General features: G+C 42.9%; 21 protein-coding genes and 2 tRNA genes. 10 read left to right on the forward strand and 13 right to left on the reverse strand.

Annotated features, from left to right (window positions below; genetic code table 11):
- Nucleotides 1–113: 113 nt before the first annotated feature.
- Nucleotides 114–1,604 carry a hypothetical protein gene (locus LEP1GSC058_RS06815; RefSeq protein ID WP_039948149.1) on the reverse strand — a complete coding sequence of 497 codons (1,491 nt, stop codon included), beginning with the start codon at nt 1,602–1,604 and terminating at the stop codon, nt 114–116.
- Between the two features lie 438 nt (nt 1,605–2,042).
- Between LEP1GSC058_RS06815 and LEP1GSC058_RS06820 the strand changes: the two genes are divergently transcribed.
- The gene (locus tag LEP1GSC058_RS06820) at nt 2,043–3,755 is read left to right on the forward strand and encodes a methyl-accepting chemotaxis protein (RefSeq protein WP_016548791.1); all 1,713 of its coding nucleotides are present in this window, start codon (nt 2,043–2,045) and stop codon (nt 3,753–3,755) included.
- Between the two features lie 8 nt (nt 3,756–3,763).
- Here the strand turns inward: LEP1GSC058_RS06820 and LEP1GSC058_RS06825 are convergent, their stop codons facing one another.
- The 3 genes from LEP1GSC058_RS06825 to LEP1GSC058_RS06835 form a co-directional block, all read right to left on the reverse strand.
- Nucleotides 3,764–4,435: a hypothetical protein gene (locus LEP1GSC058_RS06825; RefSeq protein ID WP_232224633.1), complete on the reverse strand. Its 672-nt coding sequence runs from the start codon at nt 4,433–4,435 to the stop codon at nt 3,764–3,766.
- Between the two features lie 104 nt (nt 4,436–4,539).
- Nucleotides 4,540–5,307, reverse strand: coding sequence for a hypothetical protein (locus LEP1GSC058_RS06830; RefSeq protein WP_016548815.1), 768 nt, complete (start codon nt 5,305–5,307; stop codon nt 4,540–4,542).
- Between the two features lie 104 nt (nt 5,308–5,411).
- Entirely contained in the window at nt 5,412–6,443 is a 1,032-nt protein-coding gene (locus LEP1GSC058_RS06835) for a zinc-binding dehydrogenase (protein WP_016548867.1), read from the reverse strand.
- A gap of 263 nt (nt 6,444–6,706) precedes the next feature.
- Between LEP1GSC058_RS06835 and LEP1GSC058_RS06840 the strand changes: the two genes are divergently transcribed.
- Entirely contained in the window at nt 6,707–7,288 is a 582-nt protein-coding gene (locus LEP1GSC058_RS06840) for a PaaI family thioesterase (protein WP_016548801.1), read from the forward strand.
- A 61-nt stretch (nt 7,289–7,349) separates the two neighbouring features.
- Complete coding sequence (locus tag LEP1GSC058_RS06845) at nt 7,350–7,967, forward strand: glutathione S-transferase family protein (RefSeq protein WP_016548760.1); 618 nt, start codon at nt 7,350–7,352, stop codon at nt 7,965–7,967.
- Nucleotides 7,968–8,126: 159 nt separating this feature from the next.
- Here the strand turns inward: LEP1GSC058_RS06845 and LEP1GSC058_RS06850 are convergent, their stop codons facing one another.
- Nucleotides 8,127–8,513 (reverse strand): hypothetical protein, encoded by a 387-nt coding sequence (locus tag LEP1GSC058_RS06850; RefSeq protein ID WP_016548825.1) that lies wholly within the window; start codon nt 8,511–8,513, stop codon nt 8,127–8,129.
- Between the two features lie 63 nt (nt 8,514–8,576).
- A complete protein-coding gene (locus tag LEP1GSC058_RS06855; RefSeq protein ID WP_016548893.1) occupies nt 8,577–10,469 on the reverse strand; it encodes a PAS domain-containing sensor histidine kinase in 1,893 nt (630 codons plus the stop codon).
- Between the two features lie 165 nt (nt 10,470–10,634).
- On the opposite strand from LEP1GSC058_RS06855, the gene LEP1GSC058_RS06860 reads away from it, so the two are divergent.
- Complete coding sequence (locus LEP1GSC058_RS06860) at nt 10,635–11,801, forward strand: lecithin--cholesterol acyltransferase (RefSeq protein ID WP_016548819.1); 1,167 nt, start codon at nt 10,635–10,637, stop codon at nt 11,799–11,801.
- A gap of 206 nt (nt 11,802–12,007) precedes the next feature.
- Nucleotides 12,008–13,177, forward strand: a complete 1,170-nt coding sequence (locus tag LEP1GSC058_RS06865) for a PilZ domain-containing protein (RefSeq protein WP_016548749.1) — start codon at nt 12,008–12,010, stop codon at nt 13,175–13,177.
- 114 nt (nt 13,178–13,291) lie between these two features.
- On the opposite strand, the gene LEP1GSC058_RS06870 is transcribed toward LEP1GSC058_RS06865, so the two are convergent.
- The 5 genes from LEP1GSC058_RS06870 to LEP1GSC058_RS06890 are packed head-to-tail and all read right to left on the reverse strand — an operon-like array spanning nt 13,292 to nt 17,766.
- Nucleotides 13,292–14,026 carry a histidine phosphatase family protein gene (locus LEP1GSC058_RS06870; protein ID WP_016548842.1) on the reverse strand — a complete coding sequence of 245 codons (735 nt, stop codon included), beginning with the start codon at nt 14,024–14,026 and terminating at the stop codon, nt 13,292–13,294.
- Nucleotides 14,027–14,029: 3 nt separating this feature from the next.
- Nucleotides 14,030–14,425 (reverse strand): DUF6285 domain-containing protein, encoded by a 396-nt coding sequence (locus tag LEP1GSC058_RS06875; RefSeq protein WP_016548898.1) that lies wholly within the window; start codon nt 14,423–14,425, stop codon nt 14,030–14,032.
- 8 nt (nt 14,426–14,433) lie between these two features.
- Nucleotides 14,434–15,477 (reverse strand): phosphotransferase family protein, encoded by a 1,044-nt coding sequence (locus tag LEP1GSC058_RS06880; protein ID WP_016548773.1) that lies wholly within the window; start codon nt 15,475–15,477, stop codon nt 14,434–14,436.
- Nucleotides 15,478–15,479: 2 nt separating this feature from the next.
- Nucleotides 15,480–16,655: an acyl-CoA dehydrogenase family protein gene (locus LEP1GSC058_RS06885; protein WP_016548828.1), complete on the reverse strand. Its 1,176-nt coding sequence runs from the start codon at nt 16,653–16,655 to the stop codon at nt 15,480–15,482.
- A 28-nt stretch (nt 16,656–16,683) separates the two neighbouring features.
- A complete protein-coding gene (locus LEP1GSC058_RS06890) occupies nt 16,684–17,766 on the reverse strand; it encodes an SMP-30/gluconolactonase/LRE family protein (RefSeq protein WP_016548796.1) in 1,083 nt (360 codons plus the stop codon).
- 162 nt (nt 17,767–17,928) lie between these two features.
- Here LEP1GSC058_RS06890 and LEP1GSC058_RS06895 point away from each other — a divergent pair, with 162 nt between their 5' ends.
- From LEP1GSC058_RS06895 to LEP1GSC058_RS06910, 4 genes are all read left to right on the forward strand, one after another.
- Entirely contained in the window at nt 17,929–18,561 is a 633-nt protein-coding gene (locus LEP1GSC058_RS06895; protein WP_016548876.1) for a cyclic nucleotide-binding domain-containing protein, read from the forward strand.
- A gap of 3 nt (nt 18,562–18,564) precedes the next feature.
- The gene (locus LEP1GSC058_RS06900) at nt 18,565–19,767 is read left to right on the forward strand and encodes an acyltransferase family protein (protein ID WP_039948133.1); all 1,203 of its coding nucleotides are present in this window, start codon (nt 18,565–18,567) and stop codon (nt 19,765–19,767) included.
- Nucleotides 19,768–19,833: 66 nt separating this feature from the next.
- A tRNA-Ile gene (locus LEP1GSC058_RS06905) sits at nt 19,834–19,907 on the forward strand.
- 11 nt (nt 19,908–19,918) lie between these two features.
- Nucleotides 19,919–19,991, forward strand: a tRNA-Ala gene (locus tag LEP1GSC058_RS06910).
- Between the two features lie 66 nt (nt 19,992–20,057).
- Here LEP1GSC058_RS06910 and LEP1GSC058_RS06915 read toward each other — a convergent pair.
- Nucleotides 20,058–21,635 carry a hypothetical protein gene (locus LEP1GSC058_RS06915; RefSeq protein ID WP_156860668.1) on the reverse strand — a complete coding sequence of 526 codons (1,578 nt, stop codon included), beginning with the start codon at nt 21,633–21,635 and terminating at the stop codon, nt 20,058–20,060.
- A gap of 183 nt (nt 21,636–21,818) precedes the next feature.
- Between LEP1GSC058_RS06915 and LEP1GSC058_RS06920 the strand changes: the two genes are divergently transcribed.
- A complete protein-coding gene (locus tag LEP1GSC058_RS06920) occupies nt 21,819–23,069 on the forward strand; it encodes a PQQ-dependent sugar dehydrogenase (RefSeq protein WP_232224634.1) in 1,251 nt (416 codons plus the stop codon).
- A 14-nt stretch (nt 23,070–23,083) separates the two neighbouring features.
- Here the strand turns inward: LEP1GSC058_RS06920 and LEP1GSC058_RS06925 are convergent, their stop codons facing one another.
- The gene (locus LEP1GSC058_RS06925; protein WP_016548770.1) at nt 23,084–24,724 is read right to left on the reverse strand and encodes a hypothetical protein; all 1,641 of its coding nucleotides are present in this window, start codon (nt 24,722–24,724) and stop codon (nt 23,084–23,086) included.
- Nucleotides 24,725–24,767 lie beyond the last annotated feature (43 nt).

Raw genomic sequence — 24,767 nt, forward strand, 5'->3', positions numbered from 1 at the left:
ACCGCATCTCTCGCGTTCAAGCGAGAGATGTTTCCTATCCATTCAATTCGTATTTTCCAATCCAACGATGGACTTCGAAAAGGAAGACATTCTTTGTCGGGACTTCCGAAGTTTCAGATGGACTGAATGACTAAGTCCATTATTTTTCCGAAAACCTTCCGGATATCATCGCGAGCATCTTCATCAGGGAGAACTTTATGGTTCCAAATCTTCAGCCCGAAGCGAATAAAGAAATTATCCAGAAATTCGCTTTCGATATGAGTTCTCATTAATGTTCGGGAATTTTCCCGATCCCATCTGAGTACAAAATACGAACCTTTCCCGCCGTTAGCTTTCACCAACGTTTCGGTAAATTCATGGATGATGGATTGCAAGTTTCCCGGGATGAAAAGATTGATCGCCCAGCTCGGTGCTAAATAGGCAAATGCGCCGCTAACTTCGAATTTTTCGATCTTGGTCAGTTTCAGATTCAGAACGCCCGAATTCGCCGTATTAGAGAATCGTCCCAAAAGTTGAATATCATCATTCTCTAATAAAAGTCCGTATAAATTCGCCTCGAGCGCGGCCTTGACAAGAAACGGAAATTCGGTAAGTGAAGCCAAGGAGAACGAATCCTGAGGATAAAAATTACCTTTGCCGTCGAATGGGACAACTTTTCCATCCTTGGTGAAGAAGCGTAATTTCATTTCGGCCTTTTTGGATTCTATGGCAAATTCGAATAGAGTTTTCCCTTGCAGGTTGGTAAGCTTTGCCCTGATCCATCCCAAATATTTAATATCGTCCAAATAATCGCCCAAATCCGTGAAATCATGCGTAAGCGTTTGTTCGACATTCCCGTCAAAGGAGAATTCAGTTATCCCTTGGACTTTTCCTTCCTTGCCTACTTTGACGAGCGAATTTAAACCGAAATAGTAATTCATAAATTTTGCAAGCGCCGGGAAAGAAGCCGCAAAATCGTCCAAGACCTTTCTAGCCTCGGGATCCTTTATTTTCCGAAAGAAACCTGTGGCTGGCGCATTGATCGAACCTAAATTATGCGCGTCCAAAAACTTTAATCCGGAATCCATCGCATTGATCCCGTGCTTATGCGTAAACGGACCGAGATGAGTTAGAATATCCAAATTTCCCGAATAGGAGTTGCCTCCGTAGTTAGGACTTGAATTGTGTTTCATTGCGAATTCCGCGGAGAAATCGCCGAATTGAGCAATCGGTACCTCTTTCATCCGGATCGGTTCCAAGCTAACTCGATAACCGTCTTGAGCGAATTTTCCTTTATAGGTTACGAAATGAGTTCCGTTATCCTTTTGCATGAATTCCGAATTATATAAGTTCTTTAATTCGAACCTTTCCAAAGATCTATCGAGGTATTTGTGAAATTCAACTGCCCTACCGTCGTATTTGTTCTTAAGGGCCGCTATTTTTAAAAATTGAAAAAATTGCCGAGAAATATTCCTTCCATCCGGACCTATAGTGTCCGGAATTTCCCGCAAAGAAAAAGTGGCCGATAACGACCCCGTAATTAGAAGAAGAAACAGAAGTAAGTAATAACGATATGCTTTGTTCCGCTTATCGTTCCTGTTTAATTTGGCTGAAAAAAGCATCATCCCGTTCCCCTTTTTATAAAACAATTGTTCCAAATAGAACAAAAGCCGCTTCCCTAACTTTATGTACGGACTCACGAATGTCAAGTGTATAGCGATCGCTACAATACTCCAATTCTGAAAGAAAACTAAAACGGAGGTAAGCATCCACTTAAATTTGCGGCTACGGTAAAAATTTAAATTTTCAATCCGTACATTAATCCGTCTCAGCTTACTAACGCATCGGTTTAGAAAACATCCAGCGAATAGTTAATTTCTAAAAGAGAAAACTTTATATTGTTTCTATACAACTTCGCTTAAACAATCAATAAGGGACATGAAGATAAATTGAGTTCCTACTAAAAATTTCTGGCGGGAAGTGAGGGCCACTATAATATGTTCTACTCGTCCCGTATTCAATGAACGAATATTTCGAAATTTCAGCTAAGAGGGTTTTTTAAAATGACTTGGTATTCACATTTAGGTTTAAAAATCAAACTTACACTTTTATTCTCATCTCTTCTCTTACCGATCATCGTAATCTTAACACTATCTCTAATAAACTCTTCCTCGCGAATCAGAGATATCGAAACGATCCACAATGATCGACTCGTTCCTTTAAAACAATTAAAGACGATCTCCGATCACTATGCGATTTCCATCGTGGACTGTGTACATAAGGTTCGAAGCGGAGCCGTTAGTTATCGAAAGGGAGTCGATAATTTGGATTTAGCCAAAAAGGAAATCGCCGAAGTGTGGGCCGCATATTTAGCCACTAGCTTAGTCCCCGAGGAAACCACGATCATAAACGAACTAAAGCCGTTATTCTTGGAAGCCAACCAAGCGACAGACGAGGCGAGAATTATTTTTGTTTCGGAAAATAAGCAAGCGCTGGATGAATTTGCCGATCGAAAGTTATATCCTAAAATCGATCCCGTAACGGAAAAGATCGATAAGTTAATCAGAGTCCAGCTTGAAATCACCGAAAGAATATACGCCGAGGCTGAACGAGAATACGAATATAGTTTAGCGGTATTCCTGACGATTTCGATCGGCACGATCGCATATATTCTAATTTCTTCAATTACCTTTTCTATTCGTCTAGTGCGGGGACTCACGTTAATAACGACTTCCATCAAAAACGCCGATTTTAGTCAGCCGATCGTCGTGGAAGACGATGAAAGAAACAAAGACGAATTGCATCTACTTTTAATCGCCTTTCGGGAATTTCAGGAAAAAGTCAAAACAATGCTTTCCACCATTTTTTCCTTTTCCGAATCGATCTTAATTTCTTCCGAGGAGCTTTCCAAGGCCAGCAATTATTTATCGGAAAATGCGCAATCGGAATCCGCTTCGGTAGAGGAAATTTCAGCCTCCGTAGAAGAGATTAGTGCGGGTATGGAGCAGGTTACCAAGAACGCAGAGGAACAGTATTCCTCCATCTCGTCTTTTGCCGGAGAAATGAGAGAGTTAGATTCGCTTATCAACCGAGTCGGTGATGCAGTGAGGGAATCCTTATCAAGAATTTCGGAAATGTATTCTAAAGTTGAAGCCGGTCGAAACACGATGGGGAATTTATCGACGAGCATGGGAAAAATCGAAAGCAGCTCCGTGGAAATGAGATCGATAACTGCGATCATCAAGGAAATTTCCGAAAAGGTGAATCTATTGGCTTTGAACGCGGCGATAGAGGCGGCTCGAGCCGGAGACCATGGCAGGGGGTTCGCGGTTGTGGCATCGGAGATTACCCGTTTAGCGGAACAAACCGACGATAGTACGAAAACGATCGAGGAACTGATCAGAACCAGTAACGAAGAGATAGAATCCGGAAAGGGGTTCGTGGAAAATTCCGCCAAAGTTTACGTGGGAATCATGGAAGGGTTGAAATTCGTGAAAGAATCTTCGGACAATATAGTCGGGATAATGAAATCCCAGCAAGAAAAGAAGGAGACTATCCGTGACGGAGTCAACCAGGTTGATTCCAAATCCGCCGAAATAAGAATTTCAGTGAAAGAACAAAAGGTCGCAATCATCGAAACGGCAAATGCGGTTTCGAACATTTCGATCACCATCCAAAGTAGCGCGGCAAATTCCGAAGAAATTGCCGGCAACGCTTCCAGTTTATTGAATATAGCAAAAAACTTAAGGGAAACGATGAGTTTTCTAAAGGCCTAAAAATTTGCTTATCCCGATTCTATCGGACCGTCCGAAAGCGGGTTCGTATCCGTGGATGCATCGATTTTTTTTACGATATAAAAAACCGGAAAATGCAATATAAGGTCCCATGTTAGAGAGAGAAAGATGACGATCAGGACCAAAAGCAACCCGAAAAACGACGATAGGAAATTAGGAAAAGACGATAGAATATACAATACGAAGAACGGAACGAAAAATACTAAGTAGGATGTCCACGCGACTTGGATATAATCCGTTCTTCGCAAATATTTTCCGAAGGTCAAAATTCCCTGAACAACGCTTATTTTAGCTATTAACACCGGGACTAGAGTAAACAAAACCAAGCCTATCGCAAATGGAAGCAGAATGTATAATCTCTCAAGTTCGGGAGGTAACGGAGTTTTTGGATCCTTAACATAACTTTCCAAATACGGCTTTAATTGCGGACCAACGAATGGGCTGACTGCAAAATCAATGATGAGGACGACAACTGCGCTAAATACGAGCATCAGGAAAAAAAACTTCAGATAGCTTCCTAACGTCGTCGGTTTATCCGACTCCATGTTCGTACGAATTTCATATCCGTTCGCGGCGTAAGTTCCGATTAGTCCGACAAAAATCGCTGCAAGAGCTAATACTGCAAGAGCATTCCCTCCTTGCAGCATCGGCTGAATATACATTGATGAAATTAATAATAACGATCGGACAGTTATGATGTTTCTTATTTTTCGAAGGTTCGTGATGTACTGAAAATATTGTTTAAGCATTTATACAAAAGCCTCGGTTATGATTTCGATTCCGCTCGCTTTCGATCGATGTTGCGAAGATAAGCGAATACGGGGAGCGCATATAGAAATTCGTAAAATAGCACCGGAATTGAATATACTATAACGGCAATTCGGCTATGTTTATAGACCGTTTCCAACTGGGACGAATCCGGAATTCCTGCAAGAGCAAAGGATAAAAAATACGAGCCCAAACTGACGACCAACACAAGCAACCAACTGCACAAAAATTCGCGATCGGCAATCGCGTCGCGTAAATTCTCCCAACCGGGGAAAACTTTCAAAGCGCCGATCTGCACTGAAAATAGAAAAGTAATAACGGGAATCGCGACGATCATGATCGAAAAAGACCGAATCGCTTGAATCGTTGCGTTTTCTCCCGCCGTCCGATCCGAAAAGTCCTTACTCGCGCCGATACCAAATGCGGACAATGCGAAAGAAAAAATAACGAAGCATAGAACTAAGGCCAGTATGAGGCCCGATAGCCGCAGAAGAAACAGAAAGAAATCTTTCTTGGTTACGGGTCTTTCCGAATCCATATCCTTTCGAATCAAATAAAAAGCTCCGATTAAAAGGAATAATTGAACGGTCTGAGCCAATGAAAATAGGAAATTTGAGTGATCGATTCCCTCTCCATTCAGAAGGGAAGTAAAAATGATAAACGACGTGTAACTTATGTAAATGGAAAGAACCGCTCTCGCTCCCCAAAGAATCCAAAATGTTCGGAGCGTAAAAAGGTAATCCTTAAATTCTAGGAAAATTCTCATCCTGTTTTCCTTTCTGAATACGTAACGATCCCAATCGATACCTTTCCGGGAAAACACAATTCTTCAGTATAAGTCGAAAAAACTCCCTCGGGAAAAATGTAAAATCAGGGAGAAATGATAAAGCGTATCGGATTCCCTTTTCTGTCTTCCAAATCACGAAGTCCCTCGTTAATGTCGTCCAGCTTGCGAACATCGGTGATGGACTTAGTCAAGTTCAGTTTTCCCTTCATATACAAATCGATTAATTCCGGAATCGCTCTACGATCGGATCCGTAGGAGCCCGCGATCGTAATTTGTTTTTCGATGATGGAAAATGGAATCGCGAAAGTCAACGGCTCTCTTCCGATTCCGACTAAAACCATTCTTCCGCCCGAATTCATCGCCCGAAGAGATTCCTGGATATTGGAAGTCCTTCCTGAAAAATCAGCCAGTAAATCCACACCTTTGGTGATTTCCTTTAAGGTCTTACCTGCATTTTTGACTTCGCGTAAATTTATCGCCTCGTTGGCTCCGTACGCAAGAGCATTGTCGAGCGCACCTCGGTCCACATCCAACGCGATTACATTCCCGCTAGTAAGCGCGCGAGCAATCGCGACTGCGTGAATTCCCAATCCCCCGCAGCCGAAAATAGCAACGGTTTCTCCATCCTTGATATTACCGCGAAATTTAATAGCATTATACGGAGTGGAGACCGCGTCGGCAAGAATCGCTCCCTGCTCGAACGGAATAGCATCGGGTAAATGATAGAGATATCTTTCTTCTACGACGTTGTATTCCGCAAAGCTTCCTGCCCGATCAAAGCCGAAAACTCCCAGGTTCTTACAGAGATTCTCGCGGCCATTCAGACAATGAACGCATTCGCCGCAACTCGTACCGGCGGCAATTACAACTCTATCACCTTTTTTGAATTTAGTGACGTTTTCCCCGATTTCTTCGACGACACCCGAGGCTTCATGTCCCGGAATTTGGGGATAATGGCTGCACTTTAACGTCCCATGTAGAACCAAATGTATATCCGAACCGCAAATCCCGCATGCTTTAATTTTTACTTTGACGGACCTAGGTTCCATTATCGGAACAATAACTTCCTTGATCTCTAAGGATCTTTTTCCGGATTCTAAGACTGCGGCTTTCATTTCAAACTCCAAGTACGACGCTACGTAGAATAGAAGAGCGAATCACTAGGTCAAGGGAATATCATGCGCAAAAAAAGAAGAGTGCGTAAATCGTTTGGCGTCGGAACCGTTCCGACAACATTTTCAATCCTTAGTTTTAACGAGACTTATCACTGTTCGTTAGGTTGCATGATTTAAACGGGATCGATTTACTCCTTGTCCATGCTTAGACTCGTTTTTCCATGGTATCAATCCGCAATTTCCGCTAAACGGAGCCCTCTTTCATGTTAGAAGATCAACTCTATCGAAAAATCAAAGCGAGCCAAAACGGTCAAGACTGGCATCATAAAAACTGCTTCGGTTGCGGTCCCGAAAATCCGAAGGGTTTGCATGCGAGTTTTCCTTTCCACGAACCGACCGGCGAAGTTCGATTTAGTTTCGTTATGGAAAAAGGATTCGAAGGCGCACCCGGTTATACTCACGGAGGGGCACTCGCAACACTAATGGACGAAGCCCAAGGAGTCCTTTGTTTTCATTTAGGTCATTTCGTAATGACGGATCAATTGTATATGCGGTATCTGAAAGCGTGCCCGTTAGGTGCCGAGATAGAAGTCCGTTGTTGGGTTACGATGGTTCGCAGAAGAAGATTATACACTAAAGGAACAGTTCATCTCAAGAAAACCGGGGAACTTCTTCTTTCTTCCAAAGCTCGTTGGTATGATATGCCGGAGAAAGTCTTCGCTAGGATGTTCCAAGGCACGGTGTTTCCGGTCGAAACAATATCGAAAGTTTTAGAGGAAAACCAGAAACGAGGTAAGGAAATCCGGAAACGCTTGCGAAAGGAGAAGGCAAAGCTACAAGGCTAATCGTCTTTTACTAATGCTTCGGACCTTTATCGAGTCTAATGCAGTATAAAGGAGAATACCATTGATCGATTTATATACGGCTTCCACGCCGAATGGCCGAAAAATTTCCATAATGCTGGAAGAAACAGGACTTCCATATGTAGTTCATCCGATCGACTTAAACAAGTTGGAACAAAAGGAAGAATGGTATTTAAAAATGAATCCAAACGGAAGAATTCCTACGATTGTCGATCGGGACAACGATGATTTCGTAGTCTTTGAATCGGGAGCGATTCTTATTTATCTTGCCGAAAAAACCGGGAAGTTCCTGTCCAAAAATTCGAAAGAAAGATCGGTCGCCATACAGTGGTTGATGTTTCAAATGGGAGGGGTCGGCCCGATGCAAGGCCAGGCAAACTTTTTTCTAAGATCGGCGCCTGAAAAAATTCCGTTTGCAATTCAAAGATACCAAAATGAAACCAAACGGTTGTATTCGGTATTGGAACGCCGTTTGCACGAGTCGGAATTTCTTGCCGGTAAGGAAATATCCATCGCGGATATCGCAACCTGGCCTTGGATTGACGGGCATACGTGGGCCGAGCTTTCGATAGACGAGTTTCCGAAAATAAAGGACTGGTTGGAGAAATTAGGAGAACGCCCTGCTTTCATCAAAGGCAAGAATATTCCGGTCAAAAAATAAATTTGATCTTCCCTAGATCGAAATCCATATCCGACGTGATTTCCGTTTCTGCAAAAACGATTTCACATCGGATACTCAATTACTTCGGATAAATTCTGGGTCCGATGCTTTATTGAATTTCGTTTCGTTTATTACGCCATATAAACCGAAGACGAAATTCTACCGTTTAGATGCGTCGATTGCCGCTCCCACCGCGGTGGAAACGAAGAGAATTACGAAATACCGAAGTCCGATTTGAATAAAATAATCGTGTAAATTCATTTTGGACATCGGAACGAGAATTAACATATCCAATCCTAAATTTTCCAATAACCAAATGACTCCGATGATTAAGAACGGTTTCAATGCGGGAAGAGTAACTCGTTTCGAAATTAAAAATAAGAAATAACAGCCCGTCGCGTTTCCGACTAAAATCATCACCGTCTTAAATAGGAATATGTCCGTCTGCAATTTACCGTCAGGACTGTAAAATCCGAAAGCGATAACGAACGGAATCAGCCAAACCAAAAAACCGAACAATAGTACTCTAATAATGATATTCTTCAAAGAATCACCCTCTAAATCGCATAATATTGAACCGGTCTCCGAGAAAGTGTCCATAAAAATTCATCATTTAGGGTGGGACGGTAATATGACTTTAAACGTAGTTTTGCCGACCCTCGACTCCACTTCTATCTTGCCTCTATGGCTTTCCACAATCTTCTTGCAGATATCGAGTCCGAGACCGCTTCCCTCCCCCTTGGCCTTAGTGGTAAAAAAAGGTTCGAAGATTTTATCCTGTATTTCCGGTGGAATACCCGGCCCGTTATCGGTAATTAATACGTTCAAATAATTGCCTTCCTTCTGAGTTTCGAGTTCCAGACGACCTTTATAAGAAATTGCTTGGAAAGCGTTATTGATCAAATTAGCCCAGACTTGCGTTAGTTGGTCAGCTTGCCCGTAAGCCATAGAAGGCTCGTAAAATTTCCGAACAATTTCCACTCCATGCTTTAGTTTATTATAATACAATGTAAGAACCAGATCGAGTTGCTCAGGAACGTTAACCATCGTGACACCGGCATGATCCTGGTATACGTACGTCTTTAGCGCTCGAATCACCTGCGAAGCCTTGTATGCGGCCTCTCGAATAACGTTACTTTGTCGAAAAATACCCGACAAGTGAACCGCGTTTGCCACTACGAAATGAAATCGTTCCTTGGGAACGTCCTTAATGATGTCCGGTAGATCTTCGATATGAATACCGAGTTCAGCAAGATCGTCCGATAACGAATCGGTTTTGGAAAAACCCGAAGCTTTAAGTCGATCGCGTATCGCTTTACGCTTTCTTCTTTCCTCCAAGGAATCGTAAAATTCGGGCAGTATGCTTCCTTTTGAAAATAAGCTTCTCCAAAGTTTTTTTTCGATTTCGTCGAATTGGGAATATTCCGCTAGAAACGATTCCCATCCTTCTCGAAAGACGCTCTGAATACCTTCGTTGGAAGATATGATCGCTCCTAACGGTGTATTCACTTCATGAGCGATGCCGGCAATCAATTGTCCTAGGACCGCCATTTTTTCCGACTGGACCAATTGCGCCTGAGTCGATTTTAATTCCGACAGGGTGGATCTTAAGTTTAAATTCGTACGTTCGAGATACTTATTACTCGCATTCAATTGTTCGGTCCTAAGTAAAACCTTAACTTCCAATTCCTCGTTAAGTTTCCTAATTTGCTCTTCGGATTTTTTTCTCTCGGATATATCCCTCACAATAGCTTGCAATAAACGTTTACCGCCGACTGTCACGGAGTTAAGAGTCACTTCCGCATCGAAATTCGTTCTATCCTTCTTACAATGCAGCCATTCGAAAGTCTGGGGTTTACCGGCAAAGGCTAGACTGATCTTGTTAGCCGCCTTTTCCATGGAAAGAGTTCCATCAGGTTGAAACTCCGGCGAAAAATCAACGGGAGAGTGTCCGATAATATCCTCTTTTTCACATCCGAAAATTTCTTCAGTCTTGCGATTGCATTCCAGAAAGAGTCTTTCGTCCATTAGAAAGATTGCATCTCCCGCAGCCTCGAATAATGCCCTAAATTTTAGCTCTTTTTCCCTAAGAGACTTTTGCATCTCTATTCTTTTTGTTAGATTTCTTGCTAGCTTCTTCTCGGTGTTTTTTCTTTTTGTAATATCTTCGAAAGTCAAAACGACTCCGTCTATGCGATTCAAATCGTCAAAGATCGGAGCGGCTCTCAAGGCGATTTGGATCGTCATTTTGGAGACGGTCGTAAAATACGGTCCTTCGTATTGTTGAGTTTCTCCGGAAAGCGATTTTTCCAGGATGGCGATCATATTCTTATCTTTTAAACCTAAGAAAGATGCGCCTAATAGATCGGTCCTCGTCGCGTTAAGAATATTAAGCGTAGCTTCGTTCACATCGACGATTTTACCTTCACGATTCAAGATAACAAAACCTGTCGGCGATTGTTCAAAAATTGCGCGGTAAAATATCTCTAATTCCCGATCCACGTAAATAATCCGATCCGAGTTCTTGAAAACTTTCTACCTTACTCTAACATTCACTCGGTCGGTATCCAGCTTAATTTTTCCGTTTCCGAAGATCGGGAACGTCGATCGGCTTCTTTTTTAAATTTCAATTCGACAATCTTTTGTCATAATGAGAGTCTAACCCTCATGGCAAATGCGAAACGCGTTTTACCGCTCCTACTTTCATTCCTTTTTCTTTTATCAAACTGCTCGGGAGGAGAAAAAGCGCCCAGCGGCCCGAGGCTCTTAAAACCGATCGAACTTATTTTACCTAATTCGACTCCGATCGTTTTCGTACCCGGATATAAAGGCTCGGAATTAATATCTTCGAAAGGAAAAGTGTGGTTAAGTCCCTCGCAAGCCCTCGCCTTCTCTTCGCCCGATCTTATTCTGCGCGAAAGCGATGAAATTAAACCGGGCGACGTCTTACGTTCCGTAACAGCAATACCGGTCTTGTTGGACGTAAAAGTCTACGCCCCTTGGCTGGATCGAATGATTTCCGAAAAGCAATGGATTCCTTATGTTTTCCCTTACGATTGGAGAAAAGACAACGGGGATACGTCTTCTCAACTCGAACTCTATCTAACCCGAATCAAGGAAAGTAGCGGGGGCAAATCGCCCATCGTTATCGGACATAGTAACGGAGGCACTCTTACACTAAGCGTTTTAAACCGTAGACCGGATTTGATTTCCAAAGCGGTATTTGTAGGCGCGCCTTTTCGTTCCGGAATCGGATTTATGGAAGACTTATCGCTGGATCAATCCACCGGACTAAACGGAAAAATTATGGGTCCATGCGTTGCATCTTCGTTTATCAGCGTGTATACTTTCTTTCCCCGCGAATCCTCGTTTGATACGAAGGACGTTTTACAAAATAAGAATGGAGAATCGCTGCCGACCCGCTTCTTCCAAGCCTGGTTCTGGAAAGAACACGAATTGGGGGCTTATAGCAAAACCGCATCTTGCAGTCCTCTCCCTAACCTAAGCGAATTCCAAACCCGTTTGGATAAAGCCAAATCGTTTCGCAATTCTTTGTCTCCCAAAAAGGGAACAAAGTATCCGCCCACTCTCGTGATTAGAGCCACGAATCATCCTACGTTACGCGTTTTACTGGGCTCTAAAGACGCTCAAGGATGGAATTGGGACTTTCACGCTTCAAAAAGGGTGAATGGAGACGGTAGAGTTACCGCTGAAAGTGCATTGCCTCCCGACGGGTTACCGTACGAACTCTTCGAATCGGAACTAGGTCACTCCGAGTTACTAAACGACCCGAAAGTTCAGTCAAAAATTTTAGAATTCAGCGGGCTGAAATGATAAGCGCAACGGCATTCGATTCACATGAAAAAGATTGCGATTTTCTTACAGTCGCTTTCATTTTTTAATAAAAAAGATAATCGACTCTTGCTTAATATCAAATTTGCGGATGTCTGAATTCGAAATTGTATCCCGTCTACCTATTTTAAGTTTAAGTAAAAATCGAAACGAATCGTTCCTTAAATTTATTACTGAAGTTATAGAAAATGGACCACCAGCAGATTGAGAATCGAGATTTAATTCTTCTTCCGAGTCGTGAGCAAAGATTTCAAGCGATCAACACTTACCTTTTAAATCAAAACTTATATATCAAAAAGGCGCCTTTCTTTTTCGAGGCGGTAATTACGGCATGTTTTGAGAATGAAGACAAAATTCTCGTAAACATTCCCACGGGCATAAGCCTTACAAAAGGAGACCCTCTATCCTTTTTCAAGGCTTTCTCAAAATACATCCAGTTGGATTGCGTTTTCATTGAAGAAGCGGAAGAGTATAACTACTTTTTTAAGCTGCAGGATTTAGGTATCGCAACCGCGGCCAGAAAGGCGGAGAGAATACCGGTACCGATCGAAGTCGGGTTTGCTAGCAATATTCTAACGTACAAATCCTTTTCGGATCCCAAGCAGTTTAAAATTCCCAATATAGTTAATGATATTTTCGCAAAATACCAAGAGCGGTTGCATAATGGTAGATTCGAACACGTAAAAGTCGAAGTTTTTAAACAGAATCAAGACCCTAAATTAGAAATCGTTAAGAAGACCTTGAAAACCCTTTTCGTCGAAGACACTTCTAAGATCGAAAGCTTCCAGTACAAGGATCCGTCGATACTGAATTTTGAAGGGGAAGTGAACAATCATCTTCCGGTGATTATGCAGAAATATAAGGATGATGGTATTAAATCCGAATTGATTCTTCCAATAATCTATAAAGACCATCGTAATGAATCGATTCCATTAGGAGCTATTTGGATTAAAAATTCAAATCATAAAATCGCAAAGGAAGACTTATCAGAGCTAAGATCTTCCGCGGAAGAAATCGTGGATATTATAAGAAGCTGGAATACGTTTCGAACTACGGCTTCGTACAAAATTATGGATATTTCACGGACCGGCATGTGCGTAAGAATTCAGGAAAAGAAATTGATCGAAACCTTACCGAAAAGACAAAAGCTCGAATTGGACATTCTTTTCAAACGCCAAAAACCGCTTCCTGTTACCGCAGCAATCCGATGGTGGAATAAGGACGAAAAAGGATATTTATATCTTGGATTGGAATTTGAGAACCAAGCGGACAAAGAAGTCGAAAGAAAAAGACTGGAAAAAAATTTAGACGTATTGAGCCAACAGTACAAAAGACTAATGAGCTTACGCGCCTCCTAACATATCGCCCCGTCTAAGAACGAGTTAGTATATCTTGTAAAATTAATATTCTAACTCGTTCTAAAGTCGCTTCATCATCGCTTCAAAACACGAAATTGCCGATACTGCAATTTTTTAAAAAAGGGTCCGATTATTCTTTTCCGGCAAATGAGGTACGTTATTGATCGAAACGGGTAAATACCTGCTTCGAACCCATCGAAACGTACTGACCGAAGTATTCCAAATCCAAGGCATCCAAGCAAACCCATCCTCGTCCTGCCTTAAAATTCGTTTTAAAACGAGTGAAATAGGCGTACCCGAAGTGAAAATGAAAACCCTTTCCTTATCCGAAGGAGAAAACCAAGTTTCGTAAGATCGAAGCACTCTAGATTCAAAAGCCTGGTACGATTCGATACCTGAAGGGGTTTCTTCTCCTTCCCTCCATGTTTTTAGGATCTCTTCGGTTAGCTTAAAAAATAAAGCGGCAGAACGAATTCCACCCCTTAGCCGGACTTTCGAAAATTGGGTTAGCGATCGGAGAAAATCCGGATTCCTGGAAGAAATAACCTTCGCATATGAACCCCAGAGCTCGGGACTAAATTCGTTCCATCCCGCATCGACTTGTCGAAACAAGCCCTCCGAGAATTGAGAATGTTCCCCGACGACGGATATTACGCCCTCCAAAAAAGAATCAGCGGTTTCCTTATGGCGACGCATAGTTCCGGTGACGATTCGATCGGGAATATCGCCGCTTTCCGCCATAAACTTTCCTAATTGAAACGATTGTCGCTTTCCGTGGGGAGTCAGTAAGTCGTAATCTTCTCCTTGAGAATTCGCCTGGCCATGGCGTACCACATGGACTATCGACATTTCCTAAGCTTCCGTAGTAAAACGAGGATTGGTTACTTCCACCTTTTCCCGCACGGATTCCTTTACATGATCCCAGTAAGGTCGATCATCGATCGTTTTCTTTTCTTTTCGAATCATATCTCTCAACTCGAAATTCCAGACGGATGCTAGTTTCTTTTTTTCGTTCAGAGTCGACGGAAATTTTCCGTCTTTTTTCAAAAGCTTAGCTAATCGAGAAAGTTCCTTATCGAGCAGCTCTTCCCCCGAGCGAATTTCACGGGAGACCACTCCTAACATATTCCAACTTACTAATGTTTTGTAAGAGAGTAAGTCTTTATCGCGAAATTCCGGAAGAACTTCCTTCATCAAAAAGTCCTGGATAGCTTCTAATAATTCCGTACTAGTAGGTTTATCTTGCATAAAATGTCCTATGAAAGGGATTCCTCGATAAGGCGCATAGCTTCGTATTCCATCTCGCAGGCCCTTCTGCCAATGGCCGCAAGTTCGATTCCTTTATCCTTACCCGATAAATGACGTTCGGCTTGCCCGATGCATCCGATGGCCCACCGCAAATTGCCCATCACTTCCCAGTAAGTTACTTTCTTAGGGTCCAATGTCACGCCTGCCGCCTTCTCGTACGCTTCGTAAAACTCTCGCCTATCCGCGAATCCGCCCGCTTCCTTATTCAATTTTCCGAACCGCCAGTCCCGCATGCAAAGCCAAGTAAGATCTTCGTGTCGATCTCCCCAGTGAGCGAATTCCCAATCCACGATTCCTTGCAAGCCCTCCGGAGTTACCATGAAATTTCCTGTCCTAAAATCCCCGTGAATCAAAACGATCTTGTCGCTAGGAAGGGGATTTTTTTCCAACCAGTTCAAAATCATTTCCATGGCGGGATAAGGCTCATTCATCCCATCCAACTGTAGTCGCAGGTTTTTAGCGGAGCTTTTGGCTACCGTCTTATCGTTCAAATCGTGTCCCGATGCAAGTACCGTTTTTAGAGCGGCATCCTTGCATTGTTCCGGAGTAACGGAATGTATTTTCGCTAAGTTCTCGGCCAACTCCTGAGTCAGCTGCTTTCGAATTTTATTTAAGCTGGGATCCTTAACGATAAAGCGGCCGGTAGCCTTACCTTGAATCCTTTTCATAAAGTAAAAAGGATTCCCTGTAATACTCGAATCGGATTCAAGCCAAAACGGTTCGGGAGTTTTAACGCCCGCTTCGAACGCCATTCTGCACACTTTAAATTCGTCGATTCTAGAGAGGGACGCTAACAGTGCTGCACCTTTATCGGTTCGATAAACCGTTTGATAAAGACCCTTATCGGACCCATCCGCAACGGTAATGTCTGCGGAAAAATTTTCCTGACATGCTCCTCCGGAAAGCGAAATCATATTCGCAATTTCCACTTTCCCTTTCAGCCTGTTACCTAAATACGATTCTAATCTTTCCTTTAATTCGGCATCCTTCACTGTTAAAAGCTTTCCTTTCCGGACATTAAATTTCGTCCGATAACCATCTTATGAGTTTCCGTCGGCCCATCGGCGATTCTGGCCGCTCTCGCATCGCGATAAAAAAGTTCCAACTTCAAATAGCGGCTGAATCCATGAGAGCCGCAAATTTGAATAGCCCGATCCACGCATTTATTCAATGTTTCGCTCACTTGCCATTTCGCAAACGAGATAGCCTGTCTAGCATCGCCTCCTTTTCGGAGAATATCGGCAGCTTTAAGGGTTAATAAAAATCCGGATTCTATTTCCAATGCCGCCTCGGCGAACATCCATTGAATTCCCTGTTGTTCGGAAAGTTTACCTCCGAATAATTCACGCTTAATCGCATAGCTTCGGGCAATCTCCAAGGACCTTCTTGATAATCCGATCCATCGCATACAATGCGTTAGACGAGCTGGACCCAATCTTTCCTGTGAAAGTCGAAACCCTTCCGCAATTTTACCGAGTACTTGCGATTCGTGCACTTTTACGTTCTCGAACTTGAGTTCGCAATGCCCGCCGGGGCCGTGAGATCCGAGAACGCCGATTTCCTGCACCATAGTGTAACCGGGCGCATCCGTAGGAACCAGGAACATCGAAGTTCTTCGAAAGCTATCATTTACCTTTGCCATTACGATCAGGAATGCCGCTCCGTTGGCTCCGGTGCAGTACCATTTGTGACCGTTAAGAATATAATGATCTCCTTCTTTAACCGCATTCGTCGTGAGAGTCATAGGATCGGAACCGGCGCCAGGAGGAGGTTCGGTCATCGCGAAGCCCGACCGAATTTTTCCCTCTACGAGAGGATAATAATACTTTTTCTTTTGTTCTTCATTTGCGGCTAAATGCAGAAGATGCATATTCCCTTCATCGGGAGCATCGCAATTACATAAATAAGGGGCGATCGGAGAACGTCCTAATTCGCTGAAGACCAACGCAGTCCCGACCAGGTCAAGCCCCAAGCCGCCTTCCGATTTCGGTAAATGGGCCGTCCATAATCCTCGCTTCTTTGCCTCTTCCCGTAATTTTTGCACTAGCGCTTCGGGCATTCTGCCGTGATCGTAGTCGTAATGATCTTCCGCGGGAATTGCCACCTCTTCCACAAAAGCTTTAGCCTTTTGTCTTATTTCGTCGACATCCTTAGAGATTGTTAAATCCATAATATGTTCAATTTTCCTTATTTATTATTTACCGAAACTCCCGAGGGAGTTCGAATTTTCCGATTCTATCGTTATGAAGGCTACCGAGATATAGATAATCCCCCTTTCTCTTCACCGAAGTGATTTCTTTAAGGTGATTTCCGCTCGGTTCTTGAAAACTTGCTAAGACGCGAGCATCTTCGTTTAATAAAACGGCGAAACCGTACGGCTTCGGTTTAGGCCATAGAAATTTAGGCAATTTCGCTACTACGACTTTCGCCCAAGGGCGAGGATGAAGTAGGTTATCCATCATAGGATTTCTGACCGTAAACAGAGCCAAATAAAAAGTCCCCTTACCGTCCGAAGATATATTGTCCGGAAATCCCGGAAGATTCTCTATCCATATCTCGCTAGTGCCGGCTTTCGGTCCTTTCAACCAGTAGCGATGGATTCTATATTTATATGTTTCGTTTAACACCACGAAGTCTTCGTTCTTAGAAAGGGCGACTCCGTTTGCGAAGAAAATTTCCTTCAATAATACCGTCGTCTTTTTAGTTCTCGGATCGTATTTCAAAAGGCGACCGTGAGGAACTCCTTCCATCAAATCGTACAAATATTCGGGGGCACCGTATTTATAACTTGCATCCGAGAAGTAAACGGTCCCGTCCTTCGCAACATCCAAATCGTCCGTAAATTTAAAGGGAATTCCTTCCGCTTCGGTCGAAAGCACCTCGACTCGACCGTTAGGATTGATCTTTAAAAGCCCTTTCACCGCATCGGCTACGTACAATGTTCCGTCAGAAATTAGTTTCATCCCCAAAGGTCTTCCCCCGGTCGATGCATGAGCTTTCATTTCTCCATCTTTAGAAATGAAGTAAACTTTTCCGTCTTCGCTGGCAGAATAAACGTTCCCCTCCGAATCTGCCTCTATATCCTCCGGACCGTGAATCTTGCCTAATGCGATCAATTCCGCGGAATTTAAAAGATGATTTTCGGCGAACAAGCCGATCATTCCTGGAGCCGGAGGGGGATCATATGCGATCGGCTCTATGGGTGAAGGTTTAAGGAGAATCCCCGCCGCGAGAATAATTAAAATAGCCGCGATGAGGAGGAGGATTTTTTTCGTATTCACGATTCCCTCCTTAGGGAAAACGTTGAAGAAGCTAACTTGGAAGGGAGTCCAGTCAACGGAAATTTCCGGTTCTATACCTTAGCCCTTGCAATTATTGATTGCGGCTCCCAACCAATTATAGATACCCTACAGAAGAAATTAGAAGGTTTGCGTTTCTAAAAGATGAAAATTTCGGAAGAAATGGTCCAAAAACACGGAGTCCGATTTACGGAATCCTCGATTATCTTCGATGAGAACGAACCTGCAGATCAAATGTATCTTATCCTTTCGGGGAAGGTCGGCATTCATAAAAAAATCAAAGAAGCGTTTAAGCTTTTGATCGAACTGAAAGAAGGGGACATGTTCGGGGAAATGGCTTTAGTGGATAAGAAGCCGCGAAGCGCTCGCGCCATTGCGAAAACCGATGTCCTGCTTTTCGCAATTACTGAACCTGTTTTTTATAATATGGTCCAAACGAATCCTTCATTTTCACTGAAGATGGTCAAGATGCTCTCGTCGCGTTTGCGGGAAACGAATCAAACGATTACGAGTCTTCTAAAGGCAGATCGCAAAAATCTAGTTACTTCCGCATTAATAGCCTTTAGTCAAACGAGAGGCGAACAGGAAGGCGGCCTTTATAAAATTCATTTAGGGGCATTTATCAAGTGGGCCATCCTGAGAGTCGGGTTGGAGCATCAAGATTTAGTCTCGTCGATAAACCTGTTAGTGAGAGATAAATTGGTGGAACAACCCAAAAACGATCCGAGCCTTTTATACATTCGAGAGGCTTTATTTAAGTATACGGTGGACGTGTAATCCTTGCTCGTTTCCGAACTCCAACCTCGCAGTGCGACGAGGTTAGATTATCTAGATAATCTAAGATCTTTTGCCCTTCTTCTCGGGCTGACCTTTCACGTCGCGATCGTTTACGCTGCAGATATCAAGTATCCGCTCCGCAACATAGACCGCATTTGGATATTCGACGTCTTCGGTGAATGGGTTCATCTCTTCCGGATGCCCTTGTTCTTTTTTCTATCGGGTTATTTCAGCGAAAGAACGTTTCGTTCCAAAGGGATTTTCGATTTCATTCGGCTTAGAGGATTCAGAATCATCATTCCGTTGATAAGCGGCATCATACTTTTTGCACCCATGCAATATTATATCACCGCTCTTATCGCAGGTTATCAGGAAAACTATTTTGTTTTCCTATGGAATGAATTCCTACAAAAGTATCCCCGACCTTCGCATTTATGGTTCTTGCAATATTTGGTTTTGTATACGTTTCTGTACGTAGCTATCCGACCGATTTTATCTAAGATCGGACAATATCTTTTTCCTTATAGTCGATATGGAGGCGCGGAAATCGAACCGGCTTCCAAAAAAAGATGGGAAGTCTTGTTGATTTTAGGACTTTGGAGCTCTTTTTGGACCTGCTTAATAAATTACTTTTTCTTAAAGGATACTACGTATTTTACTGTCGAACCCGTTCAATTCGTTTATGATATCAGCTTCTTCACGGCCGGCGGTTTTTTTCTAGGAAAAGAAAAAACGATATTAATGGGAAGAACCGAGGGGAAAGAAATACTTTTGCTCGGGATCCTGGCGCTATTTGTTTTCAAGGGATTTTATTGGATCAAGGAGATAGATCCGTTTTGGTCTTACTTCGGTTATACCGGCGACTGGAGAAGAATTCTTCACATTTTTTTGAAGTGTTTAGGCGGATGGCTTTGGGTTTCTTTTTTTATTCGCCTTTTTCAGTTTTTCTTTGCCGGCAAAAATAGTTTCTCGGAATACTTGAGAGATTCCAGTCTGCCCGTTTATTTGGTACACCACCCTATCACTCTCGGAATCGGTTACGTCATTGTGCAAAAACCCTGGTCCCTTTGGGTGAAATTCCCGATACATCTGTTATCGACGTACTTTCTTACATTTGCAATCTATCATTTCGTAATTCGGAATTCTCATCTCTTAAATAGCATTTTGGGAAATGCAAGAAATGTGTCTCCTCCTAAGATATCTTAAAAAACACGGTCGCAAATCCAAAAATCCCTTGCCATCCGATCTCAAAACAAAATCATGTCTCTTACCGGGCCTGTAGCTCAGTTGGTTAGAGCACACGCTTGATAAGCGTGGGGTCATGTGTTCAAGTCACATCAGGCCCAAGGTCATGCAAGGGGCGTTAGCTCAGCTGGGAGAGCATCTGATTTGCATTCAGAAGGTCATCGGTTCGATCCCGATACGCTCCAATTTTCCTCCTCGCAGACCGTGATTCCGGTTCTTTTTCTTCGAAAAATGACATGAGACCGGTTCTTCTATTTTAATCTTCCCGTAAGCCGTTTCCATAACAAGATCTGCGATTGTTTCTCTTCCAAAAATGCGCGGGAGGAAAGTCTTCGTTCTTCATTAAAAACGAAAATAGACATCCCGGCACATCGAACGACTCGATCCGGCTTTCCGAAATATCGTTCGACAGAATCCGTTCTTACAGGATCTATAATTGCGAAAGAATACGGCTCCCCGTAATCGTACCAGCGAAATGAATTTTGCCAAACCGTAACGCTTAAGTCCGCTTCGAACGGATCGACAACTAAAGACTTTTTACTAAAATTTCGGACAGGAGATGCCTTCCAAAATCCCGAAATACCTCTTTTCAAATTCCACTCTTCGGCGTTTCGATCCAGGCATTCTATCCAAGGCGGGTAGTATCGAGTCGAAATACCTAGTCGAACGGCCGCAAGAATACAAAGACCAAATAGGACAAAAACTAAAATAGAAAGAATCGAGCTCCAAAGTTTTGTCCGATAAGAAAAAACTACTGCCAAAATTCCGAAGGCTGCACCGATAATTCCGCCGAAATATCTGTTGACAGGTTCTCCCTGCTTTATGATTCCTTGAAGTAATCCGACTGCAATCAAGCAAATCGGAACGACCATGCCGGAAAAAAACAGCAAAACCAAAATAGAATCAGTCTTCTCACTCTTCCCCTTTCCACTTCCATAACGAATATGAAATATAGAATATAGTAATCCTATAATTAGAATCGAAAAATAAATTCCCTCGTTTGAAATCAGTTTCAAGGCAGTGTCGAAAATCCGACGGATTAGCTCATGCGGATTTTTCGTGACCGTATCAAAATTTATTGCATCTGAAAAATAATGAAAGGGAAAGAAAATCGTTTTACTTCTAGCTAATAAGCGATAAGCAATTATGGATGATACGATCCCGATCAGGCTCGGCGCAAAATTTTGAAAGAAGCGTATTAATTTGAGAGAAAACGGTTCGAAGACGTTCGATCTAAATTTAAAAACGCTCTCCGCGATTACAGGAATCGTATATGCCGGTATATACAGCGGATCCGAAATACCGCATAAAAAAGACAGAACGGTTCCCGATAGAAAATTGGCTGAACTCAGCTTTTCACGATACTTAAAATAAAATCCCCAAGACCAAGGCAGAAGCGCCCATAACCCTCCATGAAATCCCGGCATAAACAGATATAAATTTTGCCGAGAGAGCAGGAGAAGTGCACCCAGGGCGAATCCTAGAGCGAGAACTGAAGACGAAACGGATTTTCCGAATTTTTTATCAATATTACATAAAAGAAAACGCGAACCGAAAACAAAAAGACTCCATTGAAATGCCGCGTAACCTATCTGAGCAAATTCTACTGAAGGCAGGCCGATCCAAGAAACAACCGATCGTATAATGAAATAGCCGATAAGGTCGGGGAAAAAATAAGGAGACGGAGTCCAAGTCCAATCCTGAAAAGGCGAGATCCCCTCATTCTTACGAGTAGCAAATTCAGAATACAAATTGGAAAAGAATAAAGAATCGGAACTATAAAATACGTTTCCTAACTCAGGATCCGTATTTACAGCCAATAAAGCCAAAAAAAACGATACAACAAAAAGCCATAGGCAAATCGATCTTTCGAAAACTTTCCGTAAATCGGCTTTACTATCATTCACCCGAGAAATCTTTTTTTAGAAGTTCTCTAAGATCAAGTCTTATCCGTTTAAAAAAAGGTGGATCTTCTCTTTCTCAAAACGAAGATGCAGCCAATGAGCATTTCCATGTTTCGTACGATAAAGTATTTGATCTGTCTTGTTTCTATTCTTCCCCTATTTTCCTGCGATGAACTTAGGCGAATCTTGGTAGCGAATATCGGAGACGCTTCCAAATACCAGGCCGAAGGAAAGGAGTCTGGATTTAAACCGACCTTTACGCTGAAGGATGAAAATCGAAAGAAAATCGCCATTTCCTTAACGACGATCGGAGAGGGTTTCGATCAAACTACGGATTTACTGATGATTCCAGGTCCGGATATTTTCCTAGTTCTAGAAAAAACGGGCTCGATTAAATGGTTAGATCCTAAAGACGGGAGTTCGGGGACTTTATTAAAAATTCCCAACGTTCTTACGGATTCGGAAGAAGGCTTGCTTGGAATAGCGTTGCATCCGTCCTTCCCCGAAAAACCGAAAGTATATATTAATTATGTAATTAAGAAAAACGGAAAAGATACCAGTAGGATTTCCGAATGGACTTTTGATTCTCCCAAGGACCCGAAAAAAGGAAAATTTTCCGAAGAGCGAGTAATTATGGAACTTGTCCAGCCTTATGGCAACCATAATGCGGGACAATTGGCGTTCGGGAGAGACGGTAAATTATATATCGGTTGGGGGGACGGAGGATGGAGGAACGATCCGAACGGAAACGGACAAAACCCCATGACGTTCTTAGGATCCATGTTACGGATCGATATAGACGCGAAGGATCCCGGTAAACAATATGCAGTTCCGAAAGACAATCCGTTTGTCGGAATCAAAGGTTATCAACCGGAAACGTTCGCCTATGGACTCAGAAATCCCTGGAGATATTCTTTCGATCCGGCCGGTAGATTGATCCTCGCAGATGTAGGACAAGACGCGTTCGAAGAGGTAGATATCATCGAAGCGGGTAAGAATTACGGCTGGAACAAAACGGAAGGCTTTCACTGTTTCGAGCCTAAGGAAAATTGCGATCGCACAGGACTTACCGATCCTATCTACGAGTACGGCAGGGAGGACGGCAGTTCCATTACCGGAGGATACGTCGTCACCAATGATCGTATCGGAGATCTACACGGAAAATACGTCTTCGGCGATTTCATATCGGGACGACTCTGGGCAATCTCCATCCCGAAAGACGGAGGAAAAGTAGAAGAAGCGTTCGCATTAGGAAAATGGCCTATACTTGTCTCCACGTTCGGAAGGGATACAAGAGGATCCCTATATCTGGCGGATTTCGGATCCGGAAAAATTCTCCGGGTCGATCCCGGAAGATAAGAACGAAAGCGCTCCTATTTTTTCCCGACCGAGGCTTTCCATAAATCGATCTTCCGGCGATTCAAGGAATTCAGCGCAGCGGATTTAGTTCCCGTCGGATCGCCGACTTCGTAAACGTTCCAGTCTCCGCAATGGATCACTGCGGAGGCCGGACCGAAATGCGTCTCGAAAGATTCCTTTTTGATTCCGTTCATAATCGCGAACGAGTAAGGACGATCCGATAAAAACCAACGAAAACTATTTTGCCAATAGAAAAGGCTCATATCTTCCAAATAATCGTCCACGGCGATCTTATTACGGGAAAAAATTCTTAAAGGACGACTTTCCCAAAAACTCGCGAGACCTCTACGCCAATCTTTAGCTTGAATTTCTCGATCGATGCACGCGATGCTTTCGGGATAGTAAACGACTCCTTTTTCACGCGGCAAAACCGTATATAGAACGAAGACCATCAAAATGGACGACAAAAACGAAGAAATTCGAGAATACAATTTTATGTTGGAAGAGACACCTAATAGACCTGCAAAACTCCCAAGGGCAGCGAGAATCATCTCTCCGAAATAACGGTCGATAGGCGGCGACCCTTGAGTGGCATGACCGTTGATTGCAGGAATAAAAACGAGAAATAGAGGTACAATCATACCTAAAGAAGAAAATAGAATAATAGGCAAAATCCGATTAACGGCGGATATTTGCGCTCGGCTTTTTTTCTGAATCAAAATATAGAGCGCCGAAGTCGAAACGAGTGCGATCAATTCGAAACGATTGGCAATAAAAACGGAAACGGAGGCGCCATAAAATCCGTTCCACCAAAGAGCCGGATTACCGAATACCGTTTTCCAGGCGATTCTCCCGGAAGCATAAAGGCCGGGGAAAAGTATTACTTTATTTTTATCTAATAAACCATATGCTAACTTAACGGCGATCATCGCCAATAGAATCGGAATAAGACATTTACCGAAACTTCGAATCCGTGCCCGCCATGTCTCTTTTATAAAGAGGATGGCGATTCCTTCCGCAAAAATTAACGGAATCAGAAACGCCGGGAGAAAAAACAAATCGCTTAATCCTAGTGCGAACGCAGATAGCAAACACGCCAGAAAATAAATTCTTTTCTGAGACCGTTTCCATAGATAATAGAAGGACCAAGTCCAACCGAGCGATGCCCAGGCACCCGTATGATACCCCGGTAAAAAAAGGAAAATCCGGCTTTGCTCTAAAATACATAAAGCACCGAGTAAATACCCTATTCCCAAAAAAAGAGAATCCGCATTACGATTCTTTCTTTCGATCCCTAATGTCCGAATTAAAAATAGAATTCCTAGTAAAAGATAAGTCCATTGAACGAAGGCATAACAGAGATGGGTATATTCCCATGCACCAACTTCCCGAAGAAGAAATACAGTCCTGAGCACGAAGTAGAAAAATGCATCGGGAAAGAAATATGGCGACGGAGTCCAGCACCAATCGGTAAATCCATACAGCCCCAAAATTCCATCCCGTAAAAAAACTTCCGAGTAAAGAATCGGAAAAAAAAGAGAATCCGCATTATAGAAAGAATCGGCAAGTCGCGAATTCGTGGAAATCGTTCCCAGGCTAAGAATAAAGAGAAAAACGGAAAGAATCGGAAAAACGAAAAATAAAGTATTCCGCATGAAAGAAAATTTCGCCTCCAAATGAAAGGTTTTCTCATGAAAC

Source organism: Leptospira fainei serovar Hurstbridge str. BUT 6, from assembly GCF_000306235.2.
In the GTDB taxonomy this organism is placed as follows: Bacteria; Spirochaetota; Leptospiria; order Leptospirales; family Leptospiraceae; genus Leptospira_B; species Leptospira_B fainei.